At 46.6% G+C, this 16667-nt stretch carries 17 protein-coding genes, 1 tRNA gene and 1 pseudogene; 16 read left to right on the top strand and 3 right to left on the bottom strand.

What is annotated here, in order from left to right; all coding sequences use genetic code 11:
* Positions 1-26 precede the first annotated feature (26 nt).
* From M3661_RS16065 to pduL, 6 genes are all read left to right on the top strand, one after another.
* Positions 27-821, top strand: a complete 795-nt coding sequence (locus M3661_RS16065) for a TIGR00282 family metallophosphoesterase (RefSeq protein WP_251486703.1) — start codon at positions 27-29, stop codon at positions 819-821.
* A gap of 252 nt (positions 822-1073) precedes the next feature.
* Complete coding sequence (locus tag M3661_RS16060; RefSeq protein ID WP_005550495.1) at positions 1074-1334, top strand: stage V sporulation protein S; 261 nt, start codon at positions 1074-1076, stop codon at positions 1332-1334.
* A 190-nt stretch (positions 1335-1524) separates the two neighbouring features.
* Positions 1525-2484: a dipeptidase gene (locus tag M3661_RS16055; protein ID WP_251486699.1), complete on the top strand. Its 960-nt coding sequence runs from the start codon at positions 1525-1527 to the stop codon at positions 2482-2484.
* A 204-nt stretch (positions 2485-2688) separates the two neighbouring features.
* A complete protein-coding gene (locus M3661_RS16050) occupies positions 2689-4422 on the top strand; it encodes a 2-oxoacid:acceptor oxidoreductase subunit alpha (RefSeq protein WP_251486696.1) in 1734 nt (577 codons plus the stop codon).
* Position 4423: 1 nt separating this feature from the next.
* Positions 4424-5290, top strand: coding sequence for a 2-oxoacid:ferredoxin oxidoreductase subunit beta (locus M3661_RS16045; RefSeq protein ID WP_021256474.1), 867 nt, complete (start codon positions 4424-4426; stop codon positions 5288-5290).
* 104 nt (positions 5291-5394) lie between these two features.
* Positions 5395-5964: a phosphate propanoyltransferase gene (gene pduL / locus M3661_RS16040; RefSeq protein ID WP_251486693.1), complete on the top strand. Its 570-nt coding sequence runs from the start codon at positions 5395-5397 to the stop codon at positions 5962-5964.
* A 442-nt stretch (positions 5965-6406) separates the two neighbouring features.
* Here pduL and M3661_RS16035 read toward each other — a convergent pair whose 3' ends face one another.
* The gene (locus tag M3661_RS16035; protein WP_065292574.1) at positions 6407-6766 is read right to left on the bottom strand and encodes a hypothetical protein; all 360 of its coding nucleotides are present in this window, start codon (positions 6764-6766) and stop codon (positions 6407-6409) included.
* A gap of 198 nt (positions 6767-6964) precedes the next feature.
* On the opposite strand from M3661_RS16035, the gene M3661_RS16030 reads away from it, so the two are divergent.
* From M3661_RS16030 to M3661_RS15995, 8 genes and pseudogenes are all read left to right on the top strand, one after another.
* Positions 6965-7942: a PriCT-2 domain-containing protein gene (locus tag M3661_RS16030; protein WP_251486690.1), complete on the top strand. Its 978-nt coding sequence runs from the start codon at positions 6965-6967 to the stop codon at positions 7940-7942.
* Positions 7943-8048: 106 nt separating this feature from the next.
* Positions 8049-8132, top strand: a tRNA-OTHER gene (locus M3661_RS16025).
* 151 nt (positions 8133-8283) lie between these two features.
* A complete protein-coding gene (locus M3661_RS16020; protein WP_251486687.1) occupies positions 8284-8586 on the top strand; it encodes a hypothetical protein in 303 nt (100 codons plus the stop codon).
* 60 nt (positions 8587-8646) lie between these two features.
* On the top strand, positions 8647-8901 hold the full coding sequence (locus M3661_RS16015; RefSeq protein WP_065294388.1) for a hypothetical protein: 255 nt from the start codon (positions 8647-8649) through the stop codon (positions 8899-8901).
* A gap of 27 nt (positions 8902-8928) precedes the next feature.
* Positions 8929-9300: pseudogene (locus tag M3661_RS16010) on the top strand (putative metallopeptidase); the annotation flags it as partial.
* Between the two features lie 588 nt (positions 9301-9888).
* The gene (gene terL / locus M3661_RS16005; RefSeq protein WP_251486681.1) at positions 9889-10758 is read left to right on the top strand and encodes a phage terminase large subunit; all 870 of its coding nucleotides are present in this window, start codon (positions 9889-9891) and stop codon (positions 10756-10758) included.
* A 26-nt stretch (positions 10759-10784) separates the two neighbouring features.
* Complete coding sequence (locus tag M3661_RS16000) at positions 10785-10886, top strand: CD1375 family protein (protein WP_251486678.1); 102 nt, start codon at positions 10785-10787, stop codon at positions 10884-10886.
* 85 nt (positions 10887-10971) lie between these two features.
* Positions 10972-11514: a phage holin family protein gene (locus M3661_RS15995; RefSeq protein ID WP_251486675.1), complete on the top strand. Its 543-nt coding sequence runs from the start codon at positions 10972-10974 to the stop codon at positions 11512-11514.
* 481 nt (positions 11515-11995) lie between these two features.
* On the opposite strand, the gene M3661_RS15985 is transcribed toward M3661_RS15995, so the two are convergent.
* Positions 11996-12436: a hypothetical protein gene (locus tag M3661_RS15985; protein ID WP_251486670.1), complete on the bottom strand. Its 441-nt coding sequence runs from the start codon at positions 12434-12436 to the stop codon at positions 11996-11998.
* Between the two features lie 860 nt (positions 12437-13296).
* Between M3661_RS15985 and miaB the strand changes: the two genes are divergently transcribed.
* Together miaB and M3661_RS15975 are read left to right on the top strand one after the other, a co-directional pair.
* The gene (gene miaB / locus M3661_RS15980; protein WP_227774546.1) at positions 13297-14850 is read left to right on the top strand and encodes a tRNA (N6-isopentenyl adenosine(37)-C2)-methylthiotransferase MiaB; all 1554 of its coding nucleotides are present in this window, start codon (positions 13297-13299) and stop codon (positions 14848-14850) included.
* Between the two features lie 86 nt (positions 14851-14936).
* Positions 14937-15440, top strand: coding sequence for a YlbF/YmcA family competence regulator (locus tag M3661_RS15975; protein ID WP_065294129.1), 504 nt, complete (start codon positions 14937-14939; stop codon positions 15438-15440).
* A gap of 188 nt (positions 15441-15628) precedes the next feature.
* Here the strand turns inward: M3661_RS15975 and M3661_RS15970 are convergent, their stop codons facing one another.
* A complete protein-coding gene (locus M3661_RS15970; RefSeq protein ID WP_090511235.1) occupies positions 15629-16636 on the bottom strand; it encodes an electron transfer flavoprotein subunit alpha/FixB family protein in 1008 nt (335 codons plus the stop codon).
* Positions 16637-16667: the final 31 nt, after the last annotated feature.

Here is a 16667-nt window from a genome sequence, read left to right as displayed (position 1 = left end):
GTTGCTGCAAGGAGGACTCAGGCTAGATGAAAGTAATGTTTATCGGTGATATCGTCGGAAATACAGGACGCAAGGCTTTGAAGCAGCTTCTTCCGTCGCTCAAGCAAAAGCATAACCCGCATATTATTATTGCGAATGCTGAAAATGCAGCTGGAGGCAGAGGCGTTACGGCGGCCATTGTCAAGGAATTCGCTGATTTAGGCGTGCATGGTTTTACGATGGGTAACCATACGTGGGACAACAAGGATATATTCGAATGGATTGACGACGAGAAGCGCATGGTTCGCCCTGCGAACTTCCCGCCAGGAACACCAGGTCAAGGCCATGCGGTCATTAAGGCCAACGGCAAGGAACTGGTGATTGTCAACGTGCAAGGGCGCACATTCCTGCCAGCGATTGATTGCCCCTTCCGCAAGACTGACGAGATCCTTGAGTCACTCGGCAAGAAGCATCGAGCCATTCTTGTTGACTTCCACGCTGAAGCTACATCGGAGAAAATAGCGATGGGATGGCATCTGGATGGCCGTGCATCACTCGTTGTAGGAACGCACACGCATGTTCAGACGAATGATGATACAATCCTGCCAGGTGGAACGGCATACTTAACAGATGTCGGCATGGTTGGATCCAAGGAAGGCGTACTAGGCATGGAACGGGAAGCTGTACTGCGCAAGTTCAAGACACAGCTGCCTGTCCGCTTCGTTGTTGACGAAGGGAAATGGCAGTTCCATGGACTTGTCGTCGAGATCGATGAGACAACCGGCAAGGCAGTTAAGCTTGAGAAGATCCGCGTTCGCGAAGACGACTGGATCATGGATTAGGAATACGAAAGCGTAGCGAGGTGAGTGCGTTGGCACTGGGCCTCGCTTTTTTTTATATACAGAACCTGTTTCGTTATCTGAACGAACTGCTATGTCACTGACTTGTTGATTTGCCGAATACGTAGATGGGGGATGCTGCTGATTCATCGCTAGGAATTGAAGGAATCTGCATTGTGAAGGAATTTTTAGGATTTTCACGAATATGTTTTAATAATGGAGTCTAACCTTAACAATCCCGAGGAGGTACTTTCCATGGAAGTATTAAAAGTTTCAGCAAAGTCCAATCCTAATTCGGTAGCTGGAGCATTAGCAGGGGTTTTGCGTGAACGGGGAGCAGCCGAACTGCAAGCAATTGGCGCAGGTGCCTTGAATCAGGCGATTAAAGCCGTTGCCATTGCACGGGGATTCGTTGCGCCAAGCGGTGTGGATCTGATTTGTGTTCCCGCTTTCACGGATATTGTCATCGATGGAGAAGATCGGACTGCAATCAAACTGATAGTTGAACCCAGATAATATACGTCGACAGTGGTGCGTAAGTAACGAATTTATTCAGCCTGTTTACAACGTAAGCAGGTTTTTTGCTTTGTTCTGCCTCGGGAGCAGATGGGTTAGAGATGGGATGCAAAGGGACAAGCGCAGCTTGGTAAAAACAGCTGCCTTCACCGGATTGCGAATAAAGAAGCTGAGAAGGGGACGTAGAATTATGAGCCAACGGATTATTGATTTTCATTGTGATGTTCTGTACAAGATGCTGTATGCAGGCAAGTTGGATTTTATGAGCAAGGATGCATTAGATATTACGCTGCCGCGCATGCAGGATGGTCAGGTAGGGATGCAAGTATTTGCGGTATTTCTGGAAGAAGCATTGAGTAGCGGTCAGCCGCAATTTTCTCAAATCTTGCGCTGTATTGACCTGCTGCGTGAACGGATATGCTCGCTGCCTGATGTGTCCCTCATTCGATGGCGTGAAGATGTAGAGCATTGGGAGCGTTCGCCACAGTTAACGGGTGCTCTGCTGTCTATAGAAGGCGCTGATGGGCTGGAAGGCGACATGGTGTATGTGCGGACTGCATATGAGCTTGGGGTTCGCTTTCTAGGCTTGTCATGGAATCATTCGAACTGGGCTGTGGACGGAACAATGGAGCCAAGGCAGGCTGGGTTTACGAACAAAGGGCGGCAGCTTATTCGCGAATGCGACAAGCTGGGGATACTCGTTGATGTATCCCATTTGAATGAAAGAGCATTCTGGGAACTGCTAGAGCTCACTGAGCGTCCAGTGTTCGCCTCCCATTCCAATTCGGCATACGTGCGTAAGCACCCTAGAAATCTAACTGATGAACAGATCAAAGCCATTATCGATCGGAATGGTAGAATCGGAATCACCTTTGTACCTGCCTTTATTGCAGATAGCCAGCAAGTGACTATTGAGCATCTGCTTCGCCATATTGATCGGATCTGCGAGCTCGGCGGTGAACAGCATATTATGTTCGGCTCGGACTTCGATGGCATTGATGACAAAGTACAAGGTCTGGAGCATGCTGGACAATACGGAAATTTGCTGGAAGCAATAGAGCGTAGATATTCGTCGGAATTTGTCAATCGAATTGCTCATAGCAATGCTCTGCAATTTCTGAAGACGAACCTTCCTGCCCGAGAAGGATAATTGTCCATTCATCTCATGAAGGTATCATATCCATCGAATCTTGCTATCGTGGACATCGGCGAAAACGCTTGCTTTTTCCAACCTCTGCACATAGAATGAGAGTGACTCAACCATTACAATATTTTACTTGTTACAATTTAGCGAATTTTGGTGGCATCCGTCGTGGTGCATATGCGAGTCACCTTTCAAAAGGAGTGGGCGAGCTTGATTAGTCAATTGTCTTGGAAAATCGGGGGTCAGCAAGGGGAAGGCGTAGAAAGTACGGACCGTATTTTCTCGACGGCATTGAATCGTCTTGGATACTATTTATATGGGTACCGTCATTTTTCTTCTCGTATTAAGGGTGGTCATACGAACAACAAGATTCGAATCAGCACGAAGCCAATTCGCGCAATTTCGGACGACTTGGACATTTTGGTTGCATTCGATCAGGAATCCATTGATTTGAACGTTGGTGAACTTCGTCCAGGCGGCGTTATCGTCGCAGATGCCAAGTTCAATCCATCCGTTCCAGAAGGTGTGGATGCACGTCTCTTCGCGGTTCCTTTCACATCGATTGCTGAGGAACTCGGTGCTTCCCTCATGAAGAACATGGTTGCTTCGGGCGCATCTTGGGCATTGCTTGGATTGCCGCTGGAAGTCTTCAACAAAGCTCTTGAAGAGGAATTCAACCGCAAGGGTCCAGCAGTTGTGGAGAAGAACGTTGAAGCTGCACGTAGAGGTGCGGAGTTCGTACTGGAGCAAGCAGGCGGTCCGCTTGACGATTTCAAGCTGGAGCCGGCTGACGGCAAGCAGAAGCTGTTCATGATTGGTAACGATGCAATTGGCTTGGGTGCGGTAGCGGCAGGATGCCGTCTGATGGCAGCATATCCGATTACGCCTGCATCCGAGATTATGGAATATTTGATTAAGCGTCTGCCGAAGTTCGGCGGCACGGTTATTCAGACAGAGGATGAGATTGCGGCAGTTACGATGGCGATTGGCGCCAACTATGGCGGCGTACGTGCACTGACTGCATCCGCAGGTCCTGGTCTTTCCCTGAAGACGGAAGCAATCGGTCTTGCTGGCATGACGGAGACTCCGATTGTTATCGTGAATACACAGCGCGGCGGTCCAAGTACTGGACTTCCGACGAAGCAGGAACAAAGTGATATGAACGCGATGATCTACGGAACGCATGGTGAGATTCCGAAGATTGTAATTGCGCCAAGTTCAATAGAAGAGTGCTTCTTCGATACAGTAGAGGCATTCAACCTGGCTGAGCAGTACCAATGTCCGGTTATCGTCTTGACGGATTTGCAGTTGTCTCTCGGTAAGCAAACTTGTGAGATGCTTGATTATGAGCAAATTACAATCGATCGCGGTAAGCTGATGAGCGATGTTCCTCCACTAGAGGCGAATCAACAGTTTAAGCGCTATGAACTTACGGAAGACGGAATTTCTCCACGTGTTGTTCCGGGGGAGAAAGGCGGACTTCACCACGTAACTGGCGTTGAGCACGACGAGATCGGCAGACCGTCTGAGAGTGCTGTGAACCGCAAGAAGATGATGGACAAACGGTTGAACAAACTGAATGGACTGCAGGTGACGAATGCGATTCACGCAGATGTGCCGCATGAAGAACCAGATCTACTTATCGTAGGCATGGGCTCCACTGGCGGTACGATTGATGAAGCACGCAGACACTTGGAAGCGGATGGAGTAAAGACCAACCATATTACGGTTCGTCAAATTTATCCATTCCCAACAGAGCTGTTCACACCGCATGCGCAGAAGGCGAAGCAAATCGTCGTTGTTGAGAACAATGCTACCGGCCAACTGGCTGATCAAGTAAAATTGAACGTTGGATTCGGAGAGAAGCTTCGCCGAATTAATAAATATGATGGAACTCCGTTCCTGCCTTTGGAATTGTACAAACAAAGCAAGGAGTTGGTCTAGTATGGCAACGTTCAAAGAGTTTCGCAACAATGTGAAGCCGAACTGGTGCCCTGGCTGCGGCGACTTCTCAATTCAGGCAGCCATTCAACGCGCGGCAGCCAACGTCGGACTGGAACCTGAGAATTTGGCTGTTGTATCCGGGATTGGATGTTCTGGTCGGATTTCCGGTTATATCAATGCATATGGCTTCCACAGCATTCACGGCCGTGCGCTGCCAATTGCACAAGGGTTGAAGCTAGCTAACCGTGACCTGACTGTTATTGCATCTGGTGGGGATGGAGACGGCTTCGCAATCGGGATGGGACATACCGTACATGCGATTCGCCGGAACATCAACGTTACGTATATCGTCATGGATAACCAAATCTATGGATTGACGAAAGGTCAGACTTCGCCACGTAGTGCGGTTGGGTTCAAGACGAAGAGTACGCCAGATGGCGCAATCGAGAACACATTAAGTCCGCTTGAGATTGCACTATCTGCTGGAGCTACCTTCGTAGCACAATCGTTCTCTAGTGATTTGAAGCAGTTGACTTCTCTGATTGAGGAAGGAATTAAGCACGAAGGCTTCTCTTTAATCAACGTATTCAGCCCTTGCGTAACATTCAACAAGATCAATACGTATGACTGGTTCAAGGAAAACATCATCAATCTGGAATCTGTAGAAGGCTATGATCCGTCCAACCGGATCGCAGCAATGACGAAGTTAATGGAAACAGATGGAATGATAACAGGTCTTATCTATCAAGATAAATCGAAGAAGAGCTACGAGAATCTTGTATCTGGATTCCGCGATGAACCGTTAGCGAAGCAAAATATTCGCCTTTCTTCTGAAGAATTTGACAAATTGGTGGCAGAATTCAAATAATTGTTGAAAAGGCATGCGTCTTTAGGCGCATGCCTTGTTGCATTTCGTAGTATAATATGATTTGGTACTAGCTAGAGAGAACACATACGTGAGGTGGAAGAGAAATGAAAAACGTACCTGTCGGCGTATCCGCTCGCCATATTCATTTGACTCAAGAACATATCGAGATTTTGTTCGGTAAAGGTTATCAATTGACGGAGTTCAAGCCATTGTCCCAACCAGGACAGTTTGCTGCGAACGAAACAGTTGAAGTTGTAGGCTCCAAAGGCTCCTTCAATAAAGTTCGTATTTTGGGACCAGCACGTCCTGCATCCCAATTGGAAATTTCCCGCACTGACTCCTTCGCAATCGGTGTAAAAGCACCTGTTCGCGAATCTGGAGATATCGAAGGTACACCAGGCGTTCTTGTAAAAGGACCTGCTGGTGAAGTTGAATTGCAAGACGGCGTTATCGTAGCTGCTCGTCACATTCACTTCCATACTTCTGATGCAGAAAAATGGGGGATTCAAGACAAGCAAAAGCTTCGCGTACGTGTAGGTGGAGAGCGCGGTGTTGTATTTGAACACGTGGTTGCACGCGTATCTGAGAAGTTTGCATTGGACATGCATATCGACACTGACGAAGCGAATGCTGCTGGCGTGAAAAACGGCGACACTGCTGAGATCATTGATTAATTATTGAATCATACTTTCGAAATGAAAGGTGCAGTCCTTATAGGGCTGCGCCTTTTTTGCATGGAGTTTCTTCTTCGTTCGTGCAGGGGTTCATACTAAATCTTCAGTTTTATAAAGGGATACGACTCGGACTGATCAATCGCAATTATAAAGGATATGCCGCCAGACGTTTTACGCTTGGCGCTACAAACCAAAACGTTTGGATTCCTTGCAAGCATCTTGAAACTGACGGAACCATTAGATCAAGCGAGAACATTGATTATGTTTTCCGCAAGGCACAGCGCCAGCTTGGGCTTGCTGGATACACTAATCTAATACCAGGAATCAAGCGTAAATCATCGGACAAAAAAGTCTAGGGGGAAGCTAAGGAATCGTTATCTCGTAAGCTAACAAAGTGAATAGAAAAAAGTGCCAACCCTAGTAGGCTGACACTTTATATTGATTATTGATAGTTTTGTAGGTTACCTACTACGGGGAAAACTCCATCACTCTTAACAAAGAGTTTATACGAACAACCAGAACTCATGTAGTAGGTTATTGTCTTAGTTCCTCCGTTAGGCATGTCATAATGGTAAACAGTGTCTTTGCCGTTGCAATATTCATGAATAAAACCAGAAAATGCACCACTTGAATTGATTGTTGCTTTACCATATTGATTTTGACCGATAATAGAATCAGTTGCATCTGAGAACGGAGCATTTCCTGGCACATAAACAGAAACTGAAGAGTTAGCAGCAAATACAGCAGTTGTTGTCATCATTAAGATGAACAATGTAAGGCCAATAATTTTTAAGTTCTTCATTGTAATCTCCTAAAAATTTCTAATATATTTCACTAGTATTTTACATTATTTCTACATTTATATCAATAGAATTAGGTCTAAATACGGAAGAACATGAGCTGGGAGAGACGCGACAATGGAACATAAATTGGATCTGATTGCCCTGCTGGCTACATCGATCCGGCCTTCCTAAGTTATCAGGAGTGGGTAAATGTCGGCATGGCGCTAAAATATGAAGGCTATACAGCCGCCGATTGGGAAGACTGGAGTAAACGGGACGGATCCCGATATCATCCTGGTGAATGCTTCAAGAAGTGGACGACGTTCGAGGGATCCGGCGTGCCAGTAACAGGCGCTACGATAACGCAGATGGCCAAGGATAACGGTTGGATGCCTCGTAGTACTAGAGACGATCATGAACTGGATTGGAACGATGAGATTTCTGGCGGGGAGTACGTGGTTATCGATAAAAACTGGATAGAAGGTAAAGAGATTCACGAACCGACCGACTGGAATCCGGTGCAGCAGCTGACCACCTATTTGGTAACATTGTTCGAGGCATCAGAGAATGTTGGATATGTAGTTGACACCTGGCAGAACGATGAAGGAAAATATCTGCCCACCAAGGGGGCATGGGATCGTACAGCTGGCGAGCTAATCCAGGCTCTGAATGAATGTAATGGCGATATTGGAGCTGTCCTAGGTGACTACATTTCGGCAGCAGGTGCATGGATCCGATTTAATCCTCTTGATGGCAAGGGCGTCAAAAATGAGAACGTTAGCGATTTCCGTTACGCACTCGTCGAGTCTGACACAATGGATATTGAGAAGCAGAACGCCATTATGCGCGAGCTGGATCTACCAATTGCCGTAATGGTATACAGCGGCGGCAAGAGTATCCATGCAATTGTACGCATCGATGCGGCAGCTCATGCTTATCTTGAACGGTATCCGACTGGCACTAAGGCGCAACTGAGAGCTGTCCAGGACTGCGTGCCGGTGGGAGATGAGGATGGAGCAATGCTTGAGGAACTGCAGCGAAAGATCGTGAAGGTCATCGAGGCACGGACAGGAACACCTGAAGGATACGAAGCGATTCTGACGCAGCTTGCTGAATATCAGGATCTACTTGAGATTCATGCAGCCAACTATCGGTCGAATTGTCCATTATCACAGCTATGGTACACCAAACGGTGAGTATAAAAGCGAACCGCGAGCAGCAATTATTACGGGTGTGGTCGATGAGGAAATCGTGCACCTATGCGTACTTAATCCAACTGGCCACCAAGGGTATAAATTTTACACCGGCGTAAGCTTGGTAGACTCCAGAGGCGGCCGCAAGAACAAGACTCTGGAAACCCAGGTTCGATTCCTGGCGCTGGTGCCATAAACGGATGTGGTGCAGTGGTAGCACGCTTGCCTTGGGAGCAAGCCGTCTCCTTATGAGGCGGTTTTTCATTGATAAATAAAAGTGAGTCAAAATCATGGGCATAGGCATATAGTGGGGTATGTTGTAATTTTGAAAGGGGATGTTCGCTTTGAGTTACTATTATCAACCACAACCTGCCGGTATGTACCCATACTCACAACCTGCCGGTATGTACCCGCACTCACAACCTGCCGGTATGTACCCGCACTCACAACCTTGGCATGATCCAAATATGTTAAAGAAAGAAACATTGCAAATGGTGGAACCGTGGGTTCAGAATGGATTGAAAGAGGCACAGACAATATCAGTTGAGCATGCCATAAGAGAAGCTGCGGCAGTATCTTATTTGATAGGGAGAGGGTATCACCCTACTATCGCGCATCAGATTGTGGAATCTTGGTGGCATAGATAATTTTATTTTTAGCACCCATTGTGGTACTTTTTCTTTTGCAGAAAGGAGCGCCGAGGCGTCATGAATAACACGATATGCAATCAATGCCCCAAAAATGAGGAGTGTGAGACGCCTTGCGCTGCCATCGAAACGCTCTTCCAAATCTATGACCAACAGAGTGAAAAGGACAAAGTGACTCGCATCCGCAACCTGAAAAAGCAATTAGGGATCCAGGATGCTGAGCCTAGCAAATCATTAAAAAGACTCGCCGAAAAGATAATCAAGCGACTTCCTGAGTTCAGCATCATTCGGGAATTTAATATAAAGATTGGGTAAGTAGTCAGCCAGGAACGGAAGCGCGGCGAGAAGATTACATATGCTGATTGCAGAAAGGTGCAGGAGGTCTTCAAGGCTTACCTGCCTTTTGATTCTATTATCACGTTTTATGAGCGAAATACTGGATTACTAAGCGAGAATCAACAGAAGATCCTCATGCTGCATGAACTGCGGCATATCACTTTAGGAGAAAAGGGGTTGAAAATAAGGCCCCATGACATAGAGGATTTCAAGGACATTTTGGAGACATATGGACTTGATTGGAATGAGCCTGGTAAGGATTTACCGGATATATGCAAGATTGCTAAAGTGGATCGGGCTACGTATTATCGGGCCTTTGCAAAGCCTGAGTTTGTGGAGATATACAATAAGCGTTCAATGGACTTGGTCAAGCAGTAGGTATCTTCTGTCCTGAATACATTCGTCAGAGAGGCCCCGCGAGGTAGTTTTCAGCATGGTAAGGTAGTTCTCGAAATGGCCGGTATCTACGCTGAAAAATCAGATGTGAAGCTATCCGGCGTTGTTCAAGTCGATAACCCGCTCCAGGGCCTTACGACCGACGAATTACGGAAGCTGATCCGCGATGGTTGACCTTGAGACAATCAGGCACAATGCCAAGATCGAACTAGCATGTCGTGAGTTTTTCGGCTTCTGCCAGGCAATGGCTCCTGACTTCTACAAAGGTGATCGACAGTACCTCATTGACTTGTGCAATGAGATGCAGGACTTCTATCAGTCAGATGACGATATATTGATCGTCAATGAGCCGCCACGCCACGGTAAATCCAGGACTGCTTCCATGTTCGCCAGTGGGTATTCGGGCAGGATCCGTCAGCTAAGATTATGACAGGCTCGTATAACGAGACGCTTTCGACGACGTTCTAGAAAGCTGTCCGAAATGGCATAAGCACAGCCAAGGCCGACCCTACAGTAATCGTATATAGCGATATTTTTCCGCATACTCGGATTGCCAAGGGCGATGCTGCCATGAACCTGTGGAGCCTTGAAGGTGGCTATAACAACTACCTAGCTACATCTCCTACAGGTACGGCAACAGGCTTCGGGGCGAGCATCCTGATCATTGACGACCTTATCAAGAACGCCGAGGAAGCCAATAACGAGGCCACACTTGAGAAGCACTGGGATTGGTTCACGAACACCATGCTTTCCCGCTTGGAGGAAGGCGGCAAAATCATTATCATCATGACCCGTTGGGCGACCGGTGACCTGGCTGGACGTGCGCTGGAGCACTTCAAAGAGGAACGTAAGAAAGTCCGCCACTTGAAGGTGCTGCAGGATGACGGCACGATGCTCTGTGAAGAAGTGTTGAGCCGAGAGTCGTATGACATGAAGGTTCGCGCCATGGGTGCCGACATTTCCAGCGCCAACTACCAGCAAGAGCCGATTGATATTAAAGGTCGTTTGTACAGCACGTTTAAGACATACGAGAAGTTGCCGGTGGATAGCAATGAAGAATCATTATTCACTGGCATTTACTCCTATTGTGACAGCGCCGATCAGGGATCAGATTACCTTTGTAACATCATCTGGGGTGCAAATCAAAAAGAGGCATACGTCATGGATGTCATATATACCAAGGAACCAATGGAGATTACAGAGCCTGCAGTCGCAAAGGCTCTTTTTGCGTTTCAGGTCAATAAAGAAAGAATTGAATCCAACAGTGGTGGCCGATCATTTGCACGTAGTGTGAAGCTCATTTTGGAAGAAGATCTAAAGAGCAATCGAACAGATGTGAGCTGGTTCCATCAGAGTAAGAACAAGACTGCCCGGATCACATCCAATGCAACATGGGTTATGAATCACGTTTACTATCCGGCAAATTGGCGTGCTGGCTGAGTTGGTCGCTGGAGGTGTTAAGGCAAATGGCTAAGATTTATTGCGATCTGATCAAGCTTGGATTGCGAAGTATTGAGCAAGTACCGCTCACATGGCGGGATGCTGTACAAAATATGCTTGAAGCTTAAGGGGCGCTACCGCATAGGTGGCGCTTTTATTATGCCCTCGGCTAGTGACGGGGGCTATTTATATTTCACCTAAAGGGGGATAAGTATGGATCGCTTTATTGAATTTGCTGGGCAGCTAGTAGGAGACTACGGCACGAAGCAAGTAGCTGCAGCTGGTGGTTTTGGTGTTGTTGGGGCATACCTGTTCGGTGGATGGCCGCTACTGCTGCAGGTGCTTCTGATTATGGCGGTGGCTGATTTCGTTACTGGTATTATGGCTGCTGGAACCGAGGGCAAGCTGCGCAGCAGCCGTGGGCTTGTTGGTATTGCCCGTAAGGTATTTATCTTTGTCATCATCTCTATTGCCCACCAAGTCGACACGGTTCTCGGCGATCAACACATGCTCTGGGATGCGACGATTTTCTTTTACATGGCGAACGAACTGCTGTCAATTATCGAGAACGGTGGCCGTATAGGAGTGCCGATTCCTGGTGTGATTAAGCAGGCAGTTGAGGTTTTGAAAGGAAAGGTTAGCGGCACCCTTGTGGATGGAATCTTCTTGGATGGCTCCAGTTCTTCGCAATTGCGCTACGGATCTGTAAGCCTTCAGGGAGATGGCCGAACCGTGTACTCAATCATATCAGTGTGATACACAACAGGGATCACATAGGTAAGCTCTTTATAGCGGACAATGCCTAATTATTTTTGTGTAGGTCATAGCCGAGCCGCACACTAAGCAATTTTAATACTATATGGATGTACCTAATCGAAAGGAGGGTGTCTCATATGGGAGAAGTTCTTGGAGGATTTGGTGGCTCATGTGGCTCATGTGGATTCGGGGGTTTCACATCTATTGGTGTAATCTTGGTCTTGTTCATTTTGTTGGTTATCATATCTCGTGCATGGGTTTGGTAACTATTAATCGATAATCTCCATAGCCCCACTCCTTTTACACTGCGGACATGTTTGATATACTGGTGTTGAGCCGGTACGCCGGCAAACAAATAAGAGTCGTATGGGAAGGCATCCCTACGACTCTTATTTGTTCCTTTATTTCTTCTTAAGCCTGAATCACTATTCCAACCTCTGCCCCAAATCGTTTAGACTTTTGGGACATTTTCCAAATGAAATTAAACTGGTCTGACTGCAGTAAAAGTATTTTTCGTTATGATGTCACCATACCAAGTCCAATAATCTCCCTTTTTAAAGACTTTTAACATTACCGTAAAGGAACCTTGAGAATGTGAAGGGAGGATTTTATATAAACTTGATTTATCAATCTTGTGGGTCTTTGAGGAAGATGTCATGTCTCCTGTTACAGGACATGTCATTTGATTACTATTCATGAAACAAATCTCATAGCTGAATGCAGCAGATGTTGATTTCTCGATTGTAACATTAATCCAGTTATCACTTACTCCATAGTAGGTTGAATCGGTATAAACTCTTGCAGTGTGGCCGTTATTCACAGATTGAAATCCTGAATCAGCACCAGCCGCTGCTGAAACAGCCGTTACAAAAACACTAAAGCAGAGGAGCAGAATCAAAGATGCAAGAGATACTTTTTTCATTTGATTAACCTCCTATTATATGGTTCATTTAGATAAATCTAAATGTTAACCCTATATTAACACATAGGTAATATTTTGTATGTAGAAAAATGGAAAATATATAAAAAGATTAGTCGTAAATCGTGTTTTATGGATTTTTTTTGACAACTAATCGCGAAATAACAAACAAGAGACGTCATAAATCTTCTCAAAATTCCCACATAAATACAGAGGGGCAGAAGCCCCCTCCAGTATTTTCATTCATGAACTTTCGCTGATGCTGCCAGAAGGTTCTTCAAGCGTCTAACCTTCTGATTATTGTCGATATACCTATCATCCAGGATGCAGCTCACCCAGGAGACGTCAGGACGTTGACGATGTCCGCACCCCAGCCTGCGTAATCAAGTCGGGTATCCTGGAAAAGATAAACGAAGTCTTGTACACTTTCGAGTTTGGAGAAAGGGGGCTGCTGCCCCCATATGCGCCTGCTGTTCATTTGATAATTAGATCTACGATGTTTACGATAAGAGACAGCACCATAAGCCCAATCGCTACATCGATTTTCCTCATCTCATCTGCCCCTTCCTGTATTCTGTGTTCCGAGGCTTTTTTCTTTGTCTACGTTACCCACACTCTACCCACAAAAACGGTGTCAAACATCGGATCACGTTGTCCAACCTTGTCTAAAGTGAAAGCTCAGAAAACCGCACCATTTCAGTTTTTTGGACAACAAAGGGCAATATTGCCCACTTCGTAATAACTAAATCTGGAAGTTCATTCTTGGCTCTCCACTTCGGATGATGGTATAATTTGAAGTGATGTTCATGTACATAGATAACCTACAGACTACAGAATCGATTGAGAAGAAGGAGTGCCGACCAATGAACAAAGAGTCGAAAGATTACTCCAAATATTTTGATTTCTCGAATGCCAAAGTCATTTCCGAGGATGAACAAGGTAAACGGATTCGTATAAATGGTCGTGAAATCAACATTATTTCGGAGCCTAACCAACGTCAGGAGAAGCAGCGGGGCAAGCAGGATATTCAGGTACACTATGATCAGGCCGTGCCTGAGGAGCTGCAGGGACTAGGCGTTGGGAAGAAATATATTATTTATACATTTGGCTGCCAAATGAACGAGCATGATTCCGAGACGATGAGCGGCTTGCTTGAACAGATGGGCTATGAAAAAACGGAAGACCGAAAACAAGCAGATATTATCTTATTAAATACATGCGCGATTCGTGAAAATGCAGAAGATAAAGTATTTGGTGAGCTTGGACATTTGAAGACATTGAAGCTGCAAAGACCGGGGCTTATTCTTGGCGTGTGCGGTTGTATGTCCCAAGAAGAAAATGTCGTGAATCGCATTATGCAGAAGCATCAATTTGTTGATATCGTATTCGGTACGCATAATATTCACCGCTTGCCGATCTTGGTGCGCGATGCCTTGTTTAACAAGGAAATGGTCGTGGAAGTGTGGTCTAAGGAAGGCGACATCATCGAGAATCTGCCGAAGAAGCGGGAAGGGATGCGAGCTTGGGTCAACATTATGTATGGCTGTGATAAGTTCTGTACATATTGCATCGTTCCTTATACCCGTGGCAAAGAACGCAGCCGCCGTCCGGAAGACGTAATTGCCGAAGTAAGAGACTTGGCTCGTCAAGGATTCAAGGAAATTACACTGCTTGGTCAAAACGTCAACGCTTACGGCAAAGACTTTACGGACATCGACTACTCGTTCGGCGATCTGATGGACGAAATTCGAACTATTGATGTACCGCGTATCCGCTTCACTACTTCACATCCAAGAGACTTTGACGATCGATTAATTGAAGTACTTGCGAAGCGCGGCAACCTGGTTGAGCATATTCATCTTCCTGTACAATCGGGAAGCACGGAAATATTGAAGAAGATGAGCCGCAAGTATGATCGGGAGCGCTTCCTGGAGCTGGCATTTAAAATCAAACAGGCGATACCGGATGTTGTCTTTACAACGGATATTATTGTAGGGTTCCCTGGCGAGACGGACGAACAGTTCGAAGAAACGATGTCACTTGTACGGGAGGTAGAGTTCGACTTTGCCTATACATTCATCTATTCCCCGCGCGAAGGCACACCGGCGGCAGGGATGGAAGACAATGTTCCGATGGAAGTGAAGAAGGAGCGCCTGCAGCGCCTGAACGCCCTGCTGCAGGATCAGAGCCGTCGAAGCAATGAAAGGCTGCAAGATCAAGTGGTGGAGGTGCTAGTGGAAGGGGAGAGCAAGAATAACCCAGACATTTTATCCGCTCGGACGCGCACGAATAAGCTTGTCCATTTTGCAGGATCGGCGTCGTTGATCGGTCAAATTGTTCATGTTAAGATTACAGATGTGATGTCCTATTACATCAAGGGTGTGCTTGTCACACAACCGATGCAAATGACTTCTTAACCTTTTCTTTATTTTCGGATACAATAAACGAGAAGAGATAGATTTTACCAATATAATTCAGGCCGAATAGATGGGAGAGGTTCTCATTGACGCAACAATCACAATCTTCGAAGGTGAATTCGGAACACGCAGAACACTCGGAGCATGAGGAGCACGTCCATCGATCGGGATGCGGTATACCGAAGTTCAATACGCGGGATTTGCTAGTACGAGAAGATATTATGGCGAAGGCGAAGCAGTTGTCTGAACTCATCATTACAACGGATGAGGTTCGGCAATATCAGCAAGCTGAGAAGCAAATTCAAACGCATACTAGGGTACAAGAGCTGATCTCAACGATTAAGAAGAAGCAGAAGGAACTGGTTGCGTTCCAATCGTTCCAAAACGCGAAGATGGTAGATAAAATCGAGAATGAGATTAGTGAGCTCCAGGATGAACTGGACAATATTCCACTCGTTGTGGAATTCCAGCAGAGTCAGAGCGATGTGAATTACATGCTGCAACTGGTTATGTCGGTTATTCGTGATACGGTATCTGATAAGATTGAAGTAGAAGCAGCAACCCCTGAAGCGCCAGAATCATGCGACTAAGCACGGATGAATAGAAGAAGGTTTCCTACAGATGATGTGGGAAACCTTCTTTTTCTTATGCACGGAGAGGGGATCATCGATTATCTTTCATAGTAGGCAGCATTGCTCCAAGGTACACAGACGACGTATGCGGCATAGGAGCAGTATAGTCGTCAGCGAGATTGAGCCGTTGGCAGCCTGCGAAACAATCAGGAGAGCAGCTTGCGGAATTGTTCGGTAAGCAGCGGCACCACCTCGAATAAATCACCGACGATCCCGTAATTCGCTACTTTAAAGATAGGGGCTTCCGGATCGATATTAATGGCAACAATGATTCGAGCTTGACTCATTCCTGCGATATGCTGGATGGCTCCACTAATCCCGCAGGCAAAATAAATCTCAGGTGTAACAACCTTACCCGTCTGTCCGATCTGCAACGAGTAGTCGCAATAGCCCGCATCACAAGCTCCGCGCGAAGCGCCGACTGCTCCATTCAGCACACGTGCCAGCTGTTCCAGGGGCTTGAACCCTTCGGCACTTTTCACACCTCGACCGCCAGAAATAATAATTTTGGCCTCTGACAAATCAACGGAGCCGCTCATCTTCGTGACGACTTCGTGGACAACCGTCCGTAGGGATGGGGCGGGGGCAAGCAAGGAATCAACTTGCGGCTGCTGAATGCTCTCGTGAGTCGGAAGTAACCCCGCTTGTTGAGTAACAGGAGTGAAGTTGTTAGGTCTAACCGTGATGATCCAAGGTCGTGCTTGATTGGCGAAGCGTCTAGTTTCTAATGCTTTGCCTGCATAGACAGGCCTTAGGAAGGTCGTGTCGGAGTCATCCGCACGAATCGATACGACATCGGATATTTGACCTGTATGGAGCTGAGCTGCTAGCATCGGCGCGAGATCACGTCCCATCGCTGTATGCCCAAGCAGCACGACGTCCGGCGATTGCTGCTCTGTAAAGGCATGCAGTGCCGCGAAATACGTCTCCGCCTCGTAATATTTATACCTCTCATCATCTGCGCAGCTAACTTGCGCAATTCCTGGAATCATCAAGGACTGGATTGTGTCCTCTGCAAGTTGAAACCCAATGACAAGCACAATAATTCGATCATCAGGCTTCGCCATTTGCGCGGCAGCACCAAGCGCTTCGAATGTAACCTGGCGCAATCGATCTCCGCGTATTTCAGCAATAACAGCATATGTGCGGCTCATAGCAGCACTCCTTTCCAGTCGATAGCACGCT

The sequence above is a fragment of the Paenibacillus sp. MER 180 genome, assembly GCF_023713665.1.
Classification (GTDB): Bacteria; Bacillota; Bacilli; order Paenibacillales; family Paenibacillaceae; genus Paenibacillus_B; species Paenibacillus_B suaedae.
Note: the sequence above shows the minus strand (reverse complement) of the source record. Positions and strands in the feature narration are given on the sequence as shown.